The sequence below is a fragment of the Streptomyces sp. 2-1 genome, assembly GCF_048564895.1.
Taxonomy (GTDB): Bacteria; Actinomycetota; Actinomycetes; order Streptomycetales; family Streptomycetaceae; genus Streptomyces; species Streptomyces phaeochromogenes.
Map to the genome: position 1 here is coordinate 5975014 of NZ_CP183383.1, position 18831 is coordinate 5993844.

The window sequence follows — 18831 nt, forward strand, 5'->3', positions numbered from 1 at the left end:
CGTTCATGATCTGGAACGGGCTCTCCGTGGAGAGACCGGTCCGTAGGGCTTCCACGGTACCTGAGCCCACGCCCATACGGTACGTCGCCCGCAGGACGCGCCTGGACCCAGAACCCTCGGGGAGCCCTGTCCCCGCTGGTCAACCGCGATTTTAACCTCTTCTTGGCGAACGACCCGCCGACGAACGTGAGAGTTCTCTCCAACACCCGCCGACGGGTACCCGCCGGACGCCCCGGAGAGGCCCTTGGGGCCTCAGGGGCGGCGTGCCTCCGCCATGCGGTGTTCGGCGATCCGGTCGGCCGCGGCGGCCGGCGGAATCCCGTCCTCCTTCGCACGTGCGAATATGGCCAGCGTGGTGTCGAAGATCTTCGCGGCCTTCGCCCTGCACCGCTCGAAGTCGAATCCGTGGAGCTCGTCGGCGACCTGGATGACACCGCCGGCGTTCACCACGTAGTCCGGCGCGTAGAGGATCCCGCGGTCGGCGAGGTCCTTCTCGACGCCGGCGTGCTCCAGCTGGTTGTTGGCCGCACCGCAGACGATCTTCGCGGTGAGCACCGGCACGGAGTCGTCGTTCAGGGCGCCGCCGAGCGCGCAGGGGGCGTAGATGTCCAGTCCCTCGACCCGGATCAGCGCGTCCGTGTCCGCGACGGCCGTCACGCCGGACGACGGGTGCCTGTCCAGAATTCGCCGTACGGACTCCGCCCTGACGTCCGTGATCACGACCTCGGCGCCGTCCTCCAGCAGATGCTCCACGAGGTGGTGCCCGACCTTGCCCACGCCCGCGACGCCGACCCTGCGGCCGCGCAGCGAGGGGTCGCCCCACAGGTGCTGGGCGGAGGCCCGCATGCCCTGGAAGACACCGAAGGCCGTCAGGACGGACGAGTCGCCCGCGCCGCCGTTCTCGGGGGAGCGCCCGGTCGTCCAGCGGCACTCGCGCGCCACGACGTCCATGTCGGCCACGTACGTACCGACGTCACACGCGGTGACGTAACGGCCGCCGAGTGAAGCCACGAACCGGCCGTAGGCGAGGAGCAGCTCCTCGGTCTTGATCTGCTCGGGATCCCCGATGATCACGGCCTTGCCACCGCCGTGGTCGAGCCCGGCCATGGCGTTCTTGTACGACATCCCGCGGGAGAGGTTCAGCGCGTCGGCGACGGCCTCTTCCTCGGTCGCGTACGGGTAGAAGCGGGTGCCGCCGAGGGCGGGGCCCAGGGCGGTCGAGTGGATGGCGATGACGGCCTTGAGGCCACTGGCTCGGTCCTGGCAGAGCACGACTTGCTCGTGGCCGCCCTGATCCGAGTGGAACAGGGTGTGCAGTACGTCAACAGGGGCGCCGGTTACGTCGGTCACTGTGGTGACTCCCAGTTATGAAGCGGCGGTTGGGGCGGCCTCCGTACGGGTGGCGGAGGTCTGTGTGGCATGAGATTAGAGCCTGGACGCGACCGCCATCCGCGCAGTGGTCAGGATCACCCTCTCGCGGAGTACGGTCACGATGGGGCGTGGGACGATTTGCAGTGTTTTCCCGCACTCCTGTGAGCGGGTTTCACGGGTTTTCCGTCGGGTCGGCGGGGGAGGGAGCAAGCGTGCCCAAGGTGTCCTCGCTGATCGTCCCGTATGCGTCCTATCTGCGCGTGTACGAACCGCTCGCGGCCTTCCCGGAGCCGGAGCGCGGCCATTGGGCCCGCTACGCGCGCCGGCCCGACCGCCCCTCCTATCAGGACGAACTGCGCCGGTCGCTGGCCGACTTGCTGCCCACCCCGCCGATCCCGGTGCCGGTGCACGAGAGCGGCGACGCGTTCGTCGCGGACGTGGACGGCGTGCTGTGCGTGTGCCCCTGGCGGACCCGGCTGCGCGGCTGGCAGGCCCTGGGAGACCTGGCCGAGGAGCTGCCGGCGCCGGTCCTGGAGGCAGTGCTCCCGGCGGTCGTACGCCATCAGGCGACCCAGGACTACGAGCGCTGGCTGAGCCGCAACCCCGACGCCCGGCCGTGGATCCGCACGTCGACCTGGCAAGTCCCGCTGAACTGGTTCGTGCTGGTGTCGGACGAGGAGCGCGAGTACGACAAGGGCACCGGCTCGACCGGCTCCGGGGACGGCCCAGGGGCGGCGGAGGACCCGCCCGTCCTGCGCTACCGGACGCCCATGGTGCAGGCCCGGCGGCGGGTGGCCCGGGGCCTGCGGACGCTGCGGGACGCCCTCGACGAGGGGCCGCTCATCGACGGCCTGGTGGACGTGGGGCGCTGGCTGGAGGAGTTCCACCCGCGCTCGCTGGTGGAGCTCGACTACGGCGGCCTGGTGCACGTCCTGCCCGCCGGCGAGCTCGACGGCGACCATTCGGCGGCCGACGTCGCCGAGGGCATCGAGGCGCTGCGTACGGGCGACGGACCCGGCGCCGGCGAGGCGTACGGCCGGCTCGTGGAGCGGTGGCGCTCGGTACGGGACCGTCGCTCGGCGAACTGAGGCCGAGGAGTCGAGGGGCCGAGGGGCCGAGGGGCCGAGAGATCTTCAGGGGCCCCTGAAGCCGGGACCCTGAAGCGGAGAGTCCGCATACTGGAGGTCCGCATACCGGCGTCGGAGGTCCGCCCGCCGAGGCGGGAGATGACCTGTGGGACCGATGGTCCCTGTGCGTCACGGGTTCTGACAGGACGTAAGTCCCTATCCGGGTCGTACGGGGTAAGCGTGACGGACGGCACTAACGCGGACCTTGCGCCTAACGCCCCTCCTCATGCCAAAATAGGACAAGGAGTCCGGGGAGGGCTCCTTCTGCCCACGTTTGGGTGGAATCTCAGCATTGCACGCTATGGGGGGTCTGTTGACTCCTGATCGCCCTGTGACTGATCGTCACAGCGGCGTGACTGTCCGCTATGGCATGGTCCATTGGCTTCCGTCGCCGATGGACACCTGGGAGGGCAATTCCATCGGTTTGGCCGACGCGGTTGGACAGATGGTGTAGTTGTAGTGCCGAGGACAAGCCGTTCGTCCTATAACCGACTCGACCCGCATCCGCCATTTCGGGCAACGCGGGTCAAGGTGCAGAATTTAGAGGAATGAACCGAGAAGGTTCGGTTCTCCCGAGGAGGCCGCTCATGACCGCTCGCACCCCTGATGCCGAGCCGCTGCTGACCCCCGCTGAGGTTGCCACGATGTTCCGCGTGGACCCGAAGACGGTGACGCGGTGGGCGAAGGCCGGCAAGCTCACTTCGATCCGCACGCTCGGCGGCCATCGCCGTTACCGCGAGGCCGAGGTTCGTGCCCTGCTCGCGGGCATCCCGCAGCAGCGCAGCGAAGTCTGAACAACAACTCCATAGCAGGGCATTTCGGCAGGTCCCCTAACTTGTCGGACTGCCCGAACCCAAGCTCCAAGCGACGCGGATCCTGCCCCAACGGGGTCCACGCCCAAGCGAGAACCACAAGCAACAAGGGTGCGTCGTAGATCGCGCTGGACTCCGCCGGGTCCAGTGCGATCTTTTTTGTGCGCCCATGGTGCGTCGGCGGTGTCCGGTCATGTGCTGGTCATGGCGTACGCACAGGCTGGGCGGCCGGTCTGTGAGCGGCCTTGTCGCAGTCTGGGGAGACCTGTCGGATCAGCTGTGCACGGCCCCGGAGCAGGGTGCAATTGCACATATTAAATTGACCAGTTGTAGGTGGGGGGTAAGTTCCGCAAGTTTGAAAACTTATGCGGTGACACCCGTCACACGTCATGGTCCTTGATGTGGTTGGCATTTCTGCGCTAGAGGAGGCCGTGCGCATCTGGCGTCGCCCGAGGGGCAGTTGGGGTGCGGGGCGCGTCGTGCGGTCCGCTCATGCCGGGGAGGGTGTCTCGTCCTCGTAGGGGCTGTCGGCGCTCTCGGGGCTCTCCTGGTCGTAGGGAGCGCTCTCGGAGGCCAGCCGGAGGAGTCTGTGGCAGATCGGGCAGTGCCGTGTCAGATGGCGGTAGCCGGAGGCGGCCGACAGGTGGGCGCGGAGGAGGGCTCGCGTCTCATGTCGAGCTGTCGCCGCCATGGTCACCTCCGGTGGGGTGTGCGGTGGGGTGTCTTCGGCCCTGGTTTTTAGGTACTGGGGGAATGTGACGGCGTCAAGCCCAGGCTGTGGGGGGTGCGCTGGGCGGGGCTCGTGGGGTTGGTGTGGTGGCCCGTTGCCCGATGCGGGGGGTTTCTTGGGGGTGCGCGCAGGGGGGTGGGGCATGGAGTGGCGTGCGCGGGTGCCGGCCGTGGGGGCTTGTTGCGCAGTTCCCCGCGCCCCTTCGGGGCGCGCCCTGGGCGGCGTGGGAATGACAGTGGGCCCGCATCCGGTTTCGGATGCGGGCCCACTCATCTGATGCGGTCCTGACGGGATTTGAACCCGCGGCCTCCACCTTGACAGGGTGGCGAGCACTCCAAACTGCTCCACAGGACCTGGTTTCGCAGTGCGGATCTTGCGTTGCGCTGCGAGACAGGACTCTACAGGAGGGTGAGCCCCCTGGGCGAACTCACCCACTGTGCAGGCGCCGTTACGGTACGGCGGCGTCGATCGCCTTCACGATCCGCTTGTCGGAGACGGGGTACGCCGTGCCCAGCGCATGGGCGAAATAGCTGACCCGGAGCTCCTCGATCATCCAGCGGATGTCCAGGACGGAGGAGGGCACGGGGCGCCCCTGCGGCATCTGTTCCAGGAGCCAGGCGTACTCGTCCTGCATCTCGTGGACCTTCTCCATGCGGCTGGTGTCCCGCTGGACGTTCGTCGGCATCTGCTGGAGCCGGCGGTCCGCGGCCACCAGATAGCGCATCAGGTCCGGCAGCCGCCGCAGACCCGTCTCCGTGACGAAGCCGGGCTTCACGAGGGCGTCCAGCTGCTTCCGTACGTCCGTGAGGTTCGCGAGCAGCACGGCACTCCGTACGCCCTTCAGACGGCGCTCACAGGCCTGCCAGGCGGCCAGGACCTGCTGGACCTGGTTGACCGTACGGACCGTCGTGTCGACGATCTCCGCGCGCACCTTCTCGTACAGCTTGCGGTACGACTCCTCGTCCCAGGCGGGGCCGCCGAAGTCGGCGATCAGCTTGTCGGCGGCGGCCGTCGCGCAGTCGTCGAAGAGGGCCTGGACGGAGCCGTGCGGGTTCGCGGACAGGGCCAGCTTGTGGGCGTTCGTGAGCTTGTCCGAGGCGAACTTGGCAGGGTTCACGGGGATGTTGCGCAGGATGAGCCGCCGCGTGCCCTTCCACATGGCCTGCTGCTGCTCGGCCTCGGTGTCGAAGAGGCGTACGGAGACGGTGTCGCCGTCGTCGACCAGCGCGGGGAACGCCTTCACCGGCTGGCCGGCCCGGCGCGTCTCGAAGACACGGGAGAGGGAGCCGATGGTCCAGTCCGTGAGGCCCGTCCGCTCGATGGCCCCGCCGCCCTCCCGCTCGGCCGTCGCCGCCGCGGCCTGCGAGATCGCCTGGCGCGCCTTCGGTTTCAGACGCAGCTTCAGGGCCTCCAGGTCCTTGTCCTCGGCCAGCTTGCGCCGCCGCTCGTCGACGATCCGGAAGGTGATCTGCAGGTGGTCGGCGACCCTGGACCAGTCGAAGTCGTCGGCCGTGAGGGGTACGCCGACCATGCGCTTCAGCTCGCGCGCCATCGTGGTCGTCAGTGGCTCCTGCAGGGGCACCGCCCGGTCCAGGAACCGCTGGGCGAAGTTCGGAGCGGGGACGTAGTTCCGGCGGATCGGCTTCGGGAGGGAGCGGATCAGCTCCGTCACGACCTCCTCGCGCAGGCCCGGGATCTGCCAGTCGAAGCCCTCGTCCGTGACCTGGTTCAGCACCTGGAGCGGGACGTGGACGGTCACGCCGTCCGCGTCCGCACCTGGCTCGAATTGATAGGTCACCCGGAACTTGAGCGGGCCCTGACGCCAGGTGTCCGGATAGTCGTCCTTACTGACATCCCCGGCCCGTTCGTTGATGAGCATCGACCGCTCGAAGTCGAGCAGCTCCGGCTCCTCGTGCCGCTTGTGCTTCCACCAGGAGTCGAAGTGCGCCCCCGACACGACGTGCTCGGGCACCCGCTGGTCGTAGAAGTCGAACAGCGTCTCGTCGTCCACGAGGATGTCGCGGCGCCGGGCGCGGTGCTCCAACTCCTCGACCTCGGTGAGGAGTTTGCGGTTGTCCGCGAAGAACTTGTGGTGCGTACGCCAGTCGCCCTCGACCAGTGCGTTGCGAATGAAAAGCTCGCGGCTGGCCTCCTGGTCGATCCGCCCGTAGTTGACCTTCCGCTGGGCGATGATCGGCACGCCGTACAGCGTGACCTTCTCGTACGCCATCACCGCGGCCTGGTCCTTCTCCCAGTGCGGTTCGCTGTACGTGCGCTTCAGCAGGTGTTCCGCGAGCGGCTCGACCCACTCGGGCTCGATCTTCGCGTTGACCCGGGCCCAGAGGCGGGAGGTCTCGACGAGTTCGGCGGACATCACGAAACGCGGGGGCTTCTTGAAGAGGGCCGAGCCGGGGAAGATCGCGAACTTGGCGTTCCGCGCGCCCACGTACTCGTTCTTCCCTGTGTTTCTCCCGCCCTCCCCTCCGGCCTCCTTCACGTCCTTCATGCCGATGTGGGAGAGGAGGCCGGCGAGGAGCGAGAGGTGGACCTGCTGGTCGGGGGCGTCGTCCTCGTTCAGATGGATGCCCATCTGCTTGGCGACGGTCCGCAGCTGGGTGTAGATGTCCTGCCACTCGCGGATCCGCAGGAAGTTCAGGTACTCCTGCTTGCACATTCGGCGGAAGGACGACGAGCCGCGCTCCTTCTGCTGCTCGCGCACGTACCGCCAGAGGTTGAGGTACGCCAGGAAGTCGGACGTCTCGTCCTTGAAGCGGGCGTGCTGCTGGTCGGCCTGTGTCTGTTTGTCGGCCGGGCGCTCGCGCGGGTCCTGGATGGAGAGCGCGGCGGCGATCACCATGACCTCGCGCACACAGCCGTTCTTGTCGGCCTCCAGGACCATCCGGGCCAGCCGCGGGTCCACGGGCAGCTGGGCGAGCTTGCGGCCCCGGTCCGTGAGCCGCTTGCGGGCGTCCTTCTGGGCGGGGTCCAACGCGCCCAGTTCCTGGAGGAGTTGGACGCCGTCGCGGATGTTGCGGTGGTCCGGTGGGTCGATGAACGGGAACTTCTCGATGTCCCCGAGCCCGGCCGCGGTCATCTGGAGGATGACGGACGCCAGGTTCGTACGGAGGATCTCGGCGTCGGTGAACTCCGGCCGGGCGAGGAAGTCGTCCTCGGAGTAGAGACGGATGCAGATGCCGTCGCTGGTCCGGCCGCAGCGGCCCTTGCGCTGGTTGGCGCTGGCCTGCGAGACGGCCTCGATGGGGAGGCGCTGGACCTTCGTGCGGTGGCTGTATCTGGAGATACGGGCGGTGCCCGGGTCGATCACGTACTTGATGCCCGGGACGGTCAGGGAGGTCTCGGCGACGTTGGTCGCCAGAACGATCCTGCGGCCGGTGTGCTGCTGGAAGACGCGGTGCTGCTCGGCGTGCGAGAGGCGTGCGTAGAGGGGGAGCACTTCGGTGAAGCGGTAGTTCCTCTTCGTGATCGCGTCCGCGGTGTCGCGGATCTCCCGCTCGCCGGAGAGGAAGACGAGGATGTCGCCCTTGCCCTCGCCCTGGAGCTCCTCGACGGCGTCGCAGATCGCGGTGATCTGGTCGCGGTCGGCGTCGTCGCCGTCCTCTTCGAGGAGGGGGCGATAGCGGACCTCGACCGGGTACGTACGCCCGCTGACCTCGACGATCGGGGCGTCCCCGAAGTGCCGGGAGAAGCGCTCGGGATCGATGGTCGCGGAGGTGATGACGACCTTGAGGTCCGGCCGTCTGGGCAGCAGCTGGGCGAGGTAGCCCAGCAGGAAGTCGATGTTGAGGGACCGCTCGTGGGCCTCGTCGATGATGATCGTGTCGTACGCGTACAGCTCGCGGTCCGTCTGGATCTCGGCGAGCAGGATGCCGTCCGTCATCAGCTTGACGAAGGTGCCGTCCGGGTTGACCTGGTCGGTGAAGCGCACCTTCCAGCCGACGGCCTCGCCCAGCGTGACGTCGAGCTCGTCCGCCACGCGCTCGGCGACGGTACGGGCAGCGATGCGGCGGGGCTGGGTGTGCCCGATCATGCCGCGCACACCGCGGCCGAGCTCCATGCAGATCTTGGGGATCTGGGTGGTCTTACCGGAACCGGTCTCGCCGGCGACGATGACGACCTGGTGATCGCGGATGGCGGCCGCGATGTCGTCCTTCTTCTGGCTGACCGGGAGCTGCTCGGGATAGGTGATCGCGGGCACGCGGGAGCGGCGCTCGGCCATCCGGGCCTCGCCCTTGGTGACCTCCGCCTCGATCTCGGCGAGGACGGCGGCCCGGGCCTCGGGCTTACGGATCTTGCGCGCGCCTTCGAGCCTGCGCCCGAGCCGCTGCGCGTCACGCAGGGACAGCTCGGTCAGGCGGGGGGCGATGGCGCCGAAGGCGGGGGCAGGAGTCGTTGACATACGCCCTCCAGGATCTCACCTCGGGGAAACGAGGGGCGAACGCTTTTGTGCGGGCAACAACGTGGGCAAACAACAAGGCCCCGATCCGAGGATCGGGGCCTGTGCTGTGGCTGGGGCCGGGGTCGAACCGGCGACCTACCGCTTTTCAGGCGGTCGCTCGTACCAACTGAGCTACCCAGCCGAGAGATTCACGAGGAATCTCAGCGGTCCTGACGGGATTTGAACCCGCGGCCTCCACCTTGACAGGGTGGCGAGCACTCCAAACTGCTCCACAGGACCAAGCTGTTGTGTGCGAACAGTGTCGCACACGGTGTTACGTGCCCCCAACGGGATTCGAACCCGTGCTACCGCCTTGAAAGGGCGGCGTCCTAGGCCGCTAGACGATGAGGGCTATCGGCCCGCCTGGGCGCCTTGCAGCGCGTCGGGGACGTGAGAAGCATATGGGATGTCGGGAGGGATCGCCAAAACGGTTTACGGGGTGGGTGCGGAAGGGGTCGGGGTGGCCGGGGTGGTGACGGCGCCGGGCTGGTTCTCCTTGGGGAGGTGGCGGCTGACCTCGGCGGTGGTGAGGCCGAGACCGCCCAGTTTGATCTCGTCCCAGGCCTGGAGACGGCGGGTGTCGCGGTCGAGGTAGAGGATCGACGTCTCGATCGGGGCGGGGTCCTCGCCTTCCAGCGCGCGCAGACCGCCGCCGCCCGTGGAGCCCTCGATGCGCAGCCGGGTGCCGTACTTCAGGATCTCCATCTCCTGGTGGTGGAGGTGGCCGGCCAGGACCAGGGGCACATCGCCGTCCGTCTGGCGCGCGGCCGTCGGGTTGTGTGCGACGGCGATGTCGACCGGGGTGCCGGCCGCCTTCTGGTCGCGGAGGGAGGAGGCGAGGCGGGCGCCCGCGAGCTCCTCCGACCGGTCGCCGCCCAGCTTGGCCGTGCGGTCGGGGGTGAACTGCGGGTCGCCGACGCCCGCGAAGCGCAGGCCCGCCACCGAGACGGCCCGGCCGTCGTCGAGCACGTGCACGTTCTTCATGCGCTCCAGATAGCTCTGGGTGACCCGGCCGTCGTGGTTGCCGCGCACCCAGACGTACGGGGCGCCGAGGTCGGACGCCGGGTCCAGGAAGCCGTTCTCCGCCGCGGTGCCGTGGTCCATGGTGTCGCCGGAGTCGACGATCACGTCGATCTTGTACTGCTTCACCAGCGAGGCGATGATCTTCCAGCTCGCCGGGTTGAGATGGATGTCGGAGACGTGCAGGACGCGGATCGTGGAGGGGTCGGGCGCGTAGGCGGGGAGCGTGGACGTGACGTCGTACAGCTTCGTCACGTTCGTCACCAGACGGGCCAACTCCTTCTGGTAGACGTCGAATTCGCTGACGATGCTGCGGGCGTTGCCGACGACCGAGGGGGCGGAGGAGAGCAGGCCGGAGAACTTCGGCTCCAGGACCGAGTTGGGGTTCCAGGTCGCGAAGGCCGTCGCTCCCGAGGCCGCCAGCAGGGTCAGGGCCAGGCCGCCCGCCGCCAGGGCCCGGCGTGGGCGGCGGTAGACCGCGAGGCCGAGGGCGGTCGCCCCGGAGACGACGGCGACGACGGACCGTACGGCCAGGTCGAGGGTGCCGTCGCCGACGTCCTGGGCCACCTCGTCCTGGAGGCCGGAGAGGCGTTCGGGGTGGTCGACGAGGGCCTGGGAGCGGACGGGGTCGAGCTGGTCGACGTCCACGTCGAGGCGGAGCGGTGCCGTGTGGCTGCGCAGTTCCAGGGCGCCGAGCGGCGAGACGTTGATCTTCGTGCCGCCCGTGAGGGAGGGGCGCAGCGTCATCGTGGTGTCCATGGGGCCCACCGGCGCCCGGACGTTCCCGACGATCAGCAGGCCCAGCCACGCGCCGAACAGCACCACGGTGACGAGGCCCAGGGCGCGGGCCCAGGGGCGGGGTTGGCGGACGAGTTCGACGACGGGGGCGACGGGGTGTGTGCGGCGGCGTGCGCGGAAGCGGCGTACGAGGGCGCGGGGAGCCCGTCGTACACGGTGCAGAGCGGTGGCGGCAGCGGGGACGCGGGCCATTGGTCCCGTATGCCCAGGGGTGGGGGCGGGTATGCGGCGCGGCTCCCGCTCTCGGGCGTGCCCCGGGGTGTGTTCCCGTACGTCGCGTCCCATGGCGTCCGCGCGTCGGTGCCGGACAATGGCCCTGTGCTGGAGATGACGCGTGAGGAGTTCGAGGAGCAGGTCGCCGAGGCGCTGGACCGGATTCCGCCGGAGCTGACGCGGCTGATGGACAACGTGGCGGTGTTCGTCGAGGACGAACCGCCCGCCGACGACCCCGAGCTGCTCGGGCTCTACGAGGGGACTCCGCTGACCGATCGCGGCGAGTGGTACGCCGGGGTGCTGCCCGACCGGATCACCATCTACCGGGGGCCCACGCTGCGGATGTGCGCGACGCGGGAGGAGGTGGTGGCCGAGACCGAGGTGACCGTGGTCCACGAGATCGCTCATCACTTCGGCATCGACGACGCGCGGCTGCATGCCCTTGGGTACGGGTGACGGATACGCGGGCGGGGCTCCCTCGGGCACGGGTGGCGAGGCGCGGGCGCGGGCCGATGCATACGGGTGACCATGTGCGGCCGCGCGCCCTCGGATGCGCGTCGCTGCTTGCCCTCGGAGGCGGGTGACTCGGGGCGGGTGACATATCTCTCGGCGTCTCTCCCGGCGTCCGCGGGCGGTTCTCCCGTGTCTCTCCGGCGTTCGCGTGTCTTCTTGCGGGCGGCGGGAGTTGGGCAGGGGGACTCCTCACACCGCCCGGAGGTGGCTGCCCGTGCGCGCCAAGTACGTACCCGTCCGTCTGGCCGCCGCCGCCCTGGCCGTCGCCGCGTCCGCCGGCTGCATGAGCGTCGGTGACGACGGGGGCGACCACGCGAAGCCCTCGCACTCGGCCGGGCAGCGGGGCGGTGAGGCGCCCGACGGCGGGTCCGCGGTGAGCGGCGGGGGCCCCGGCTACTACGGGGTGGGTGACGGAAAACACGGTCGGGCGAAGCCCCATGAGTCGGCGTCCGGGTCGGCGTCGCCGTCCGCGGGGGAGAGCGGGTCGGCCGCTCCGCCCAAGCAGGGCAAGGACGGCAAGGACGGGAAGAAGCCCAAGCCGGGGGCCCCTTCACCGACGAAGGCCCAGCCCACGCCGACGCGACCGGCCCCCGAGCCGACGCCCACCAAGGAGGAGCCGCCGCCTCCGTCGCCCGACCCGACCACCGCCGAGCCGTCCTCCTCGGCGCACCCCGAGCCCGAGCCACAGCTCGTGGAGCGGCGCGAGCCGGCACCCCAGGCCGGTGTCGAGGCCTGAACGGGCCCGGTCGCAGTGGGCCTGGTCACAACGAGTCCGGTCGCAACGGGCCTGGTCACAGGGGGTGCGTCCGGGTTCGGTGAGAGGTTCCGGAGGCCGTGTGACCAGGGCATCTCGGAGCCGGTTTGCCTTACCGGGTGGGGGGTGCGTATGGTGGTAGATCGTTTGATCCCATTGCCCGGCGCCAGTTAGAGCGCGCCGTGTGGCGCGTACTCTCCCTTGCCGTGGCTGACCGCATTGAGGCGGTCGTTTGCGAAATCACGGAGTTGACGGGCGCGTGCCGTACGAGACTCCGGAAGGTTTCGCATTCGCATGTCCATTTCCAGTACTGATCACGTCGTCGTGCCCGAGAACGAGAACATCGGGGACGCTGTCGACGAGACTGCCGCGTCCGCGGCCCCCGAGGCTCCCGAGGTCACCTTCAGCGACCTGGGTCTGCCCGAGGGCGTCGTGCGCAAGCTCGCGCAGAACGGCGTGACCGCCCCCTTCCCGATCCAGGCCGCGACCATCCCGGACGCCCTGGCCGGCAAGGACATCCTCGGCCGTGGCCGCACCGGCTCCGGCAAGACCCTCTCGTTCGGCCTGCCGCTGCTGACGCAGCTCTCCGGCGGCCACACCGAGAAGAAGAAGCCCCGCGGCATCATCCTCACGCCGACGCGTGAGCTCGCGATGCAGGTCGCGGACGCCCTCCAGCCGTACGGCGACGTGCTCGGCCTGAAGATGAAGGTCGTCTGCGGCGGTACGTCGATGGGCAACCAGATCTACGCGCTGGAGCGCGGTGTCGACGTCCTCGTCGCCACCCCGGGCCGGCTGCGCGACATCATCAACCGCGGCGCCTGCTCCCTGGAGAACGTCCAGGTCGCGGTCCTCGACGAGGCCGACCAGATGTCCGACCTGGGCTTCCTGCCCGAGGTCACCGAGCTGCTCGACCAGATCCCCGGCGGCGGCCAGCGCATGCTGTTCTCGGCCACCATGGAGAACGAGATCTCCACGCTGGTCAAGCGCTACCTGACCAACCCGGTCACGCACGAGGTCGACAGCGCCCAGGGCAACGTCACGACGATGTCCCACCACATCCTCATCGTGAAGCCCAAGGACAAGGCGCCGGTCACCGCCGCGATCGCCTCCCGCAAGGGCCGCACGATCATCTTCGTCCGTACGCAGCTGGGCGCCGACCGTATCGCCGAGCAGCTCTGCGACTCCGGTGTGAAGGCCGACGCGCTGCACGGCGGTATGACGCAGGGCGCTCGTACCCGCGTCCTCGAGGACTTCAAGAAGGGCTACGTCAACGCGCTCGTCGCGACCGACGTCGCCGCCCGCGGTATCCACGTCGACGGCATCGACCTGGTCCTGAACGTGGACCCGGCCGGCGACCACAAGGACTACCTGCACCGCTCCGGCCGTACGGCCCGCGCGGGCCGCTCCGGCACGGTCGTCTCGCTCTCCCTGCCGCACCAGCGCCGCCAGATCTTCCGGCTGATGGAGGACGCGGGCGTCGACGCCTCGCGCCACATCATCCAGGGCGGCACGAGCTTCGACCCGGAGGTCGCGGAGATCACCGGTGCCCGGTCGATGACCGAGGTCCAGGCCGAGTCCGCGGGCAACGCCGCGCAGCAGGCCGAGCGCGAGGTCACCGACCTCACCAAGCAGCTGGAGCGCGCGCAGCGTCGTGCCGTCGAGCTGCGCGAGGAGTCGGACCGGCTGATCGCCCGTGCCGCGCGTGAGCGTGGCGAGGACCCGGAGGCCGCGCTCGCCGAGGCCGCTGCCGTGGTCGAGGCCGCCGCCGCGGCCGTCGCGGAGCAGGCGGTGGCCGAGGAAGCCGCCGCTGCCGCCGCGCGCGAGGAGCAGCCGCGTCAGCGTCGTGACGAGCGCGGCAACTACGAGCGCCGTGACCGTCGTGACGACCGTCCGTCGGGCGGTTTCCGCCGGGACGACCGTCGTGATGACCGTGGCGGCGACCGCGGTGGTTTCCGTCGCGACGACCGTCCGTCGGGTGGCTTCAACCGTGACCGCCGCGATGACCGCGGTGGTGACCGTGGTGGCTTCCGTCGCGACGACCGTCCGTCGGGCGGTTTCAACCGTGACCGTCGTGACGAGCGTCCCTCCGGTGGTGACCGTGGCGGCTTCCGCCGTGACGACCGTCCGTCGGGCGGTTTCAACCGTGACCGTCGTGACGAGCGTCCCTCCGGTGGTGACCGTGGCGGCTTCCGCCGTGACGACCGTCCCTCGGGTGGCTTCAACCGTGACCGTCGTGACGACCGCGGTGGCGACCGTGGCGGAGACCGTGGTGGCTTCCGCCGCGACGACCGTCCCGCCGGTCACAGGGGCAGCGACCGTCCGTTCAACCGCGACCGGCAGGGCGACCGTCCCTCGGGCGGCGGCTTCCGCTCCGGCGGCCACGACCGTCCCTACGGCCGTCGTGACGACCACCGCGGCGCCGGTTCCGGCTCGGGCCCGTCCTTCGGGCGCCGTGACGACAAGCCGCGCTGGAAGCGCAACGGCTGACGTCGCCCGAGCGGCGCCCGCCTGTCGGCCCGCTGAGCAACTCTGGCTGAGCAACGGAAGCTTGAGTAACTGAAGCTGAGTCACTGAAGGGGCCCTACGACCTCCGTCGTAGGGCCCCTTCGGCGTTCCCGGAGGGGCTCATATTTAGCCAAACGAGCCCTTCCGTGGCGCATGTCACACCTCCGGCAGGGGAATTGCTGGGGGCATGACAGATGACGCCAAGACAAGTGGGCTGTCGGACGAGGAACGTCTCGCGCAGCTCGGCTACACGCAGGTCCTCGCCCGCCGCATGTCGGCGTTCTCCAACTACGCGGTCTCCTTCACGATCATCTCGGTGCTCTCCGGGTGCCTGACGCTCTACCTGTTCGGCATGAACACCGGCGGGCCCGCCGTGATCACCTGGGGCTGGGTGGCGGTCGGACTCATGACGCTCTTCGTCGGGTTGGCGATGGCCGAGATCTGTTCGGCGTACCCGACTTCGGCGGGACTGTATTTCTGGGCCCACCGGCTCGCGCCACCGCGTTCGGCGGCGGCCTGGGCATGGTTCACGGGCTGGTTCAACGTCCTCGGCCAGGTCGCGGTGACCGCGGGCATCGACTTCGGCGCGGCCTCGTTCCTGGGCGCGTACCTGAACCTGCAGTTCGACTTCGAGGTCACACCCGGCCGTACGATCCTGCTCTTCGCCGGAATCCTGGTCCTGCACGGCCTGTTGAACACCTTCGGCGTACGCATAGTCGGCCTGCTCAACAGCGTCAGCGTGTGGTGGCACGTGGTGGGCGTGGCGGTCATCGTGGGCGCGCTGACGTTCGCGCCGGACCAGCACCAGTCGGCGTCCTTCGTGTTCACGGAGTTCGTGAACAACACGGGCTGGGGCAGCAGCTTCTACGTGGTGCTGCTCGGCCTGCTGATGGCCCAGTACACCTTCACCGGCTACGACGCCTCCGCGCACATGACGGAGGAGACGCACGACGCGTCGACGGCCGGCCCGAAGGGCATAGTCCAGTCGATCTGGACATCATGGATAGCGGGCTTCGTCCTGCTCCTGGGCTTCACCTTCGCGATCCAGTCGTACGACGGTGCCCTCGGCTCCCCGACCGGGGTGCCGCCCGCCCAGATCCTCCTGGACGCGCTGGGCGCGACGGCGGGCAAGCTGTTGCTCCTGGTGGTGATCGGCGCCCAGCTGTTCTGCGGCATGGCGTCCGTGACGGCCAACTCCCGCATGATCTACGCCTTCTCGCGCGACGGGGCCCTGCCGTTCTCGCACCTCTGGCACACGGTGAACCCGCGCACACGTACGCCCGTCGCGGCGGTGTGGCTCGCGGCACTGGGCGCGCTGGTGCTCGGCCTGCCCTACCTGATCAACGTGACCGCGTACGCCGCCGTGACGTCCATCGCCGTGATCGGCCTCTACATCGCGTACGTCATCCCGACACTGCTGCGCCTGCGCAAGGGCGAGGCCTTCGACCGCGGCCCGTGGCACCTGGGCCGCTGGTCCCGCCCGATAGGCGTGGTGGCGGTGGCGTGGGTCGCCGTCATCACGGTCCTCTTCATGCTGCCCCAGGTCTCCCCGGTCACCTGGGAAACCTTCAACTACGCCCCCATCGCGGTCCTGGCCGTCCTCGGCTTCGCCGCCGCCTGGTGGTTCGCCTCGGCCCGCCACTGGTTCCTCAACCCGGACCATGAACGCACCCATGCTCGGGAGGCGGCTCGGGCGGGGGCGCCGGATCCGGTTGATCCGTAGGGCTGTGGGGCGCGTGGCGGGGCCGGTTCCGCACTTCACGCGGTCCCGTTCCGTACCTGGCGCGGCGGCGTCCCGCCTCCCGCACGGCGCCGTTCCGTACCTTGTGCGGGGCCGTCTCGCCTCCCGGATGGCCCCGTTGCGCACCTCGTGCGGCGCCGTCCCGCACCTCGCGCGGCGCTCGCGTAGCCTCTTCGGCGCGGCCGGTACACCGATACCCGATCGGAGTCTCGGCCACGTCCGGCTATGCTCGTTCCTGCATCGACACGGGTCGGTGCGTGTGCCGACGTGGTCCGGCGCACGGACCCTTAGCTCAATTGGCAGAGCAGTGGACTTTTAATCCATTGGTTGTGGGTTCGAGTCCCACAGGGTCTACCGGTGGTAGGCGGGGGATATGTCCTCCGACCTGCTAAGCAGCGTCCGGGTCGGCTTCGGCTGGCTCGGGCGCTGCTTCGTTTCCGGGCCCGTCCGTGGGCGATACGTCAGCGGATGTTCGTGGTCGTCGGCCAGGAGAAACCTCCGCGCGGAGCTGAGCAGCGGTCTGCGTGGTCGCCAATACGCCGTTGGCCACCCACTTCCGCAAGGGTCACTGGAACTACGGTATGTGCGCGAGACGCACGCAGCGTCGGCGGCAAGGGGGGCGGTCATGGACGCATCTGAGGAGACACTCGTCGTACTGACTGCGCTGCCCCTGGAGCGCACAGCAATGCGGCGGCTGTTGGAGGGGCTGGAGAGAGTCGACCATGCGGGAACGGTGTTCGAGCGAGGTCGGCTCCCGGGCACGCCCTGGACGGTCTATCTGGCCGCCACCGGGCCGGGGAACGACTCTGCGGCGGTGATCACCGAGCGGGCCATCAATTTCGTACGTCCCCAGGCTGCCTTCTTCGTCGGTATCGCGGGATCGCTCAAGTCCGACGTCTCCCGAGGCGATGTGGTGGTTGCTCTTGAGGTGTACGCGTACCACGGGGGCAAGGAGAGTACGGAGGGGTTCAAGGGACGTCCGCGCAGCTGGGAGACTTCCCATCCGCTCCAGCAGGTGGCCATGTACGTCCACAGCGTGGATGACTGGAGAGGCGCACTGTCGGAGGTGGAACGAGCCACGATCAAGGTGCACTTCAAGCCCATCGCGGCGGGCGACCTCGTGCTGGACGCTTCGGCCGAGTCGCCGTCCCGAGTCCACTTGGACCGGAACTTCAACGACGCCGTAGCTGTGGAGATGGAAGGCGCTGGTTTCGCCAACGCCGCCACTAAGGCGGGGGTTCCCTTCCTTCTGGTTCGCGGGATCAGCGATTTGGCGGACGGAACCAAACAGAACACCGACGATGCCGGCATGCAGGAAACCGCAGCGCAGCACGCTGCTCTCTTCCTGACGGAAGTGATTACCCAGTTCAAACCCGCGAACGCAGATTCCCGCCCGAAGTCGCCTGCTTCCGGACGGCACACCGACGAGTTGATCTGGCAACCCCTCGATCAGTCGACCAGCGTGGCTTGGTACAGGGACCTCGTGCCGTCGAGTGCCTACACAAATGGTCCCTCCTTGCTGGAGATCCACTTGGTACCCATTCCGGTGACGAGCAGGGTTCCTGCGACCCGCATGCGGGAGCTGGCCGATGAACTGGTGAACCTGGGGCGCGCCAAGGGGTTGTTCTCGAACACCGAACAAGTCGCGGTACACAGCAGCGCCGAGATGGCGGTGGCGGCAGTCGTGGGGCGCGGGCGATCAGTAGGGCTGGCGATCACTCGATCCGGCCAGCGGAGTGCTTGGGAGGCCCTGCCGAACCCGGGTCTCGCCTACGTGCTCGACGAGGAGCACGCCCAGGGGCGAATCACCATTCTGCTGTCGTTGCTGGAGGCTGCCGAAGTACCGACTGCTCCCTCCTATGCTCCGGCGGTCGGCATCGAAAAACCGATGATGGTGATGGTTGAGCGACTCAGCGCGGTCAACCCCAACCACGCCACCTTCTCGCATCGGAGTGATACTCCGGTGAGGGTCGATGCGGAGGAAGCCGTCACCGCCGGGATGCTCGCAGGCCGCAGCAGTGAACTGGCAGAGGAGTTGACTGCCCGCTTGCTCCTAGCCTTCCGGGCCCCCGGCCGCTAGCTTGCCCGAGGTTCTGACCTCCAGCACGGCGGTCACGACGGGCCCGAGCGGTAGAGCTGGGCACCGATGCTCGACCGTCGCAGGGGCTCGGTCCCTGCACAGCAGCGCTGATCCTGCGGCTTGTGTCCGCTACGCGGCTTCGCCTTCACGTGGAATGCCTGGGCTATCAGCCTGCGCGACGGCCAATGACGCCGCCCGAGCCAGGATCTCGACCAGGTGCTCGGCCAGTAGCCCGACGTGGGGGGCAGGCTGAACAAGGGCGGTCGTCTGGCCGCGCGTGGTGCGTTCCGCCGCCCATTCGTGATCGAGGCTGGTGAAGTCGTCGTCGACCCAGATGGCGGGTGCGTCGCCGAGCCAGGTTTCGACATGGTCGCGTTTCCAGAGATAGCCGTTGGGGTGGCTGGTCGTGATCTGCGGGCGCGGCAGGTCGACGTACGGCAGATTCGGCAGGCCGAGGAGCGGGCCGATCAGGGTGGCGGCGTCTTGGCGCCAGCTGGTGCACCAGACGGGGGTGACCAGGCCGGTCCGGATCACCTGCTTGAGCAAGGGACCGTGTGCCGGGTTGAGCCAGATGGTCATGGCGGCGGCGTTTCGGCCGGTGGGTACGACGTCATGCCGTGTGTGAGTCGCCGGGCTGGCATCCTCCGCGTCAGGGAAGGGGATGAGGACGCCGTCGACGTCGAGGAGTAGGTAGGGCGGGCGCATCGGTTT

At 69.0% G+C, this 18831-nt stretch carries 12 protein-coding genes and 5 tRNA genes; 8 read left to right on the forward strand and 9 right to left on the reverse strand.

Going from position 1 to position 18831, the window contains the following annotated elements; genetic code table 11:
• Window positions 1-252: 252 nt before the first annotated feature.
• Window positions 253-1350: a Leu/Phe/Val dehydrogenase gene (locus ACN20J_RS26475; RefSeq protein ID WP_361901622.1), complete on the reverse strand. Its 1098-nt coding sequence runs from the start codon at window positions 1348-1350 to the stop codon at window positions 253-255.
• A 233-nt stretch (window positions 1351-1583) separates the two neighbouring features.
• Between ACN20J_RS26475 and ACN20J_RS26480 the strand changes: the two genes are divergently transcribed.
• Both ACN20J_RS26480 and bldC read left to right on the forward strand, forming a co-directional pair.
• Window positions 1584-2459, forward strand: coding sequence for a hypothetical protein (locus tag ACN20J_RS26480; protein WP_361988324.1), 876 nt, complete (start codon window positions 1584-1586; stop codon window positions 2457-2459).
• Between the two features lie 626 nt (window positions 2460-3085).
• A complete protein-coding gene (gene bldC / locus ACN20J_RS26485; RefSeq protein ID WP_027749187.1) occupies window positions 3086-3292 on the forward strand; it encodes a developmental transcriptional regulator BldC in 207 nt (68 codons plus the stop codon).
• Between the two features lie 508 nt (window positions 3293-3800).
• On the opposite strand, the gene ACN20J_RS26490 is transcribed toward bldC, so the two are convergent.
• The 7 genes from ACN20J_RS26490 to ACN20J_RS26520 form a co-directional block, all read right to left on the reverse strand.
• Window positions 3801-4001, reverse strand: coding sequence for a DUF6274 family protein (locus ACN20J_RS26490; protein WP_189841653.1), 201 nt, complete (start codon window positions 3999-4001; stop codon window positions 3801-3803).
• Between the two features lie 318 nt (window positions 4002-4319).
• A tRNA-Asp gene (locus tag ACN20J_RS26495) sits at window positions 4320-4394 on the reverse strand.
• Window positions 4395-4488: 94 nt separating this feature from the next.
• On the reverse strand, window positions 4489-8457 hold the full coding sequence (gene hrpA / locus ACN20J_RS26500) for an ATP-dependent RNA helicase HrpA (protein WP_419666946.1): 3969 nt from the start codon (window positions 8455-8457) through the stop codon (window positions 4489-4491).
• A gap of 107 nt (window positions 8458-8564) precedes the next feature.
• Window positions 8565-8638, reverse strand: a tRNA-Phe gene (locus ACN20J_RS26505).
• 23 nt (window positions 8639-8661) lie between these two features.
• Window positions 8662-8736: transfer RNA gene (locus tag ACN20J_RS26510), tRNA-Asp, on the reverse strand.
• 39 nt (window positions 8737-8775) lie between these two features.
• Window positions 8776-8848 (reverse strand) — tRNA-Glu (locus tag ACN20J_RS26515).
• 80 nt (window positions 8849-8928) lie between these two features.
• Window positions 8929-10506, reverse strand: coding sequence for a metallophosphoesterase family protein (locus ACN20J_RS26520; RefSeq protein WP_419666947.1), 1578 nt, complete (start codon window positions 10504-10506; stop codon window positions 8929-8931).
• A 126-nt stretch (window positions 10507-10632) separates the two neighbouring features.
• Here ACN20J_RS26520 and ACN20J_RS26525 point away from each other — a divergent pair, with 126 nt between their 5' ends.
• From ACN20J_RS26525 to ACN20J_RS26550, 6 genes are all read left to right on the forward strand, one after another.
• Window positions 10633-10983 (forward strand): metallopeptidase family protein, encoded by a 351-nt coding sequence (locus ACN20J_RS26525; protein WP_055613650.1) that lies wholly within the window; start codon window positions 10633-10635, stop codon window positions 10981-10983.
• A gap of 271 nt (window positions 10984-11254) precedes the next feature.
• A complete protein-coding gene (locus ACN20J_RS26530) occupies window positions 11255-11776 on the forward strand; it encodes a hypothetical protein (RefSeq protein WP_190230892.1) in 522 nt (173 codons plus the stop codon).
• A 312-nt stretch (window positions 11777-12088) separates the two neighbouring features.
• Complete coding sequence (locus tag ACN20J_RS26535) at window positions 12089-14281, forward strand: DEAD/DEAH box helicase (RefSeq protein ID WP_190230893.1); 2193 nt, start codon at window positions 12089-12091, stop codon at window positions 14279-14281.
• Window positions 14282-14486: 205 nt separating this feature from the next.
• Complete coding sequence (locus tag ACN20J_RS26540) at window positions 14487-16022, forward strand: amino acid permease (protein ID WP_362304979.1); 1536 nt, start codon at window positions 14487-14489, stop codon at window positions 16020-16022.
• Between the two features lie 299 nt (window positions 16023-16321).
• Window positions 16322-16394 (forward strand) — tRNA-Lys (locus tag ACN20J_RS26545).
• 271 nt (window positions 16395-16665) lie between these two features.
• A complete protein-coding gene (locus ACN20J_RS26550; protein WP_419666948.1) occupies window positions 16666-18120 on the forward strand; it encodes a hypothetical protein in 1455 nt (484 codons plus the stop codon).
• A gap of 129 nt (window positions 18121-18249) precedes the next feature.
• On the opposite strand, the gene ACN20J_RS26555 is transcribed toward ACN20J_RS26550, so the two are convergent.
• Complete coding sequence (locus ACN20J_RS26555; protein WP_419666949.1) at window positions 18250-18825, reverse strand: HAD domain-containing protein; 576 nt, start codon at window positions 18823-18825, stop codon at window positions 18250-18252.
• Window positions 18826-18831 lie beyond the last annotated feature (6 nt).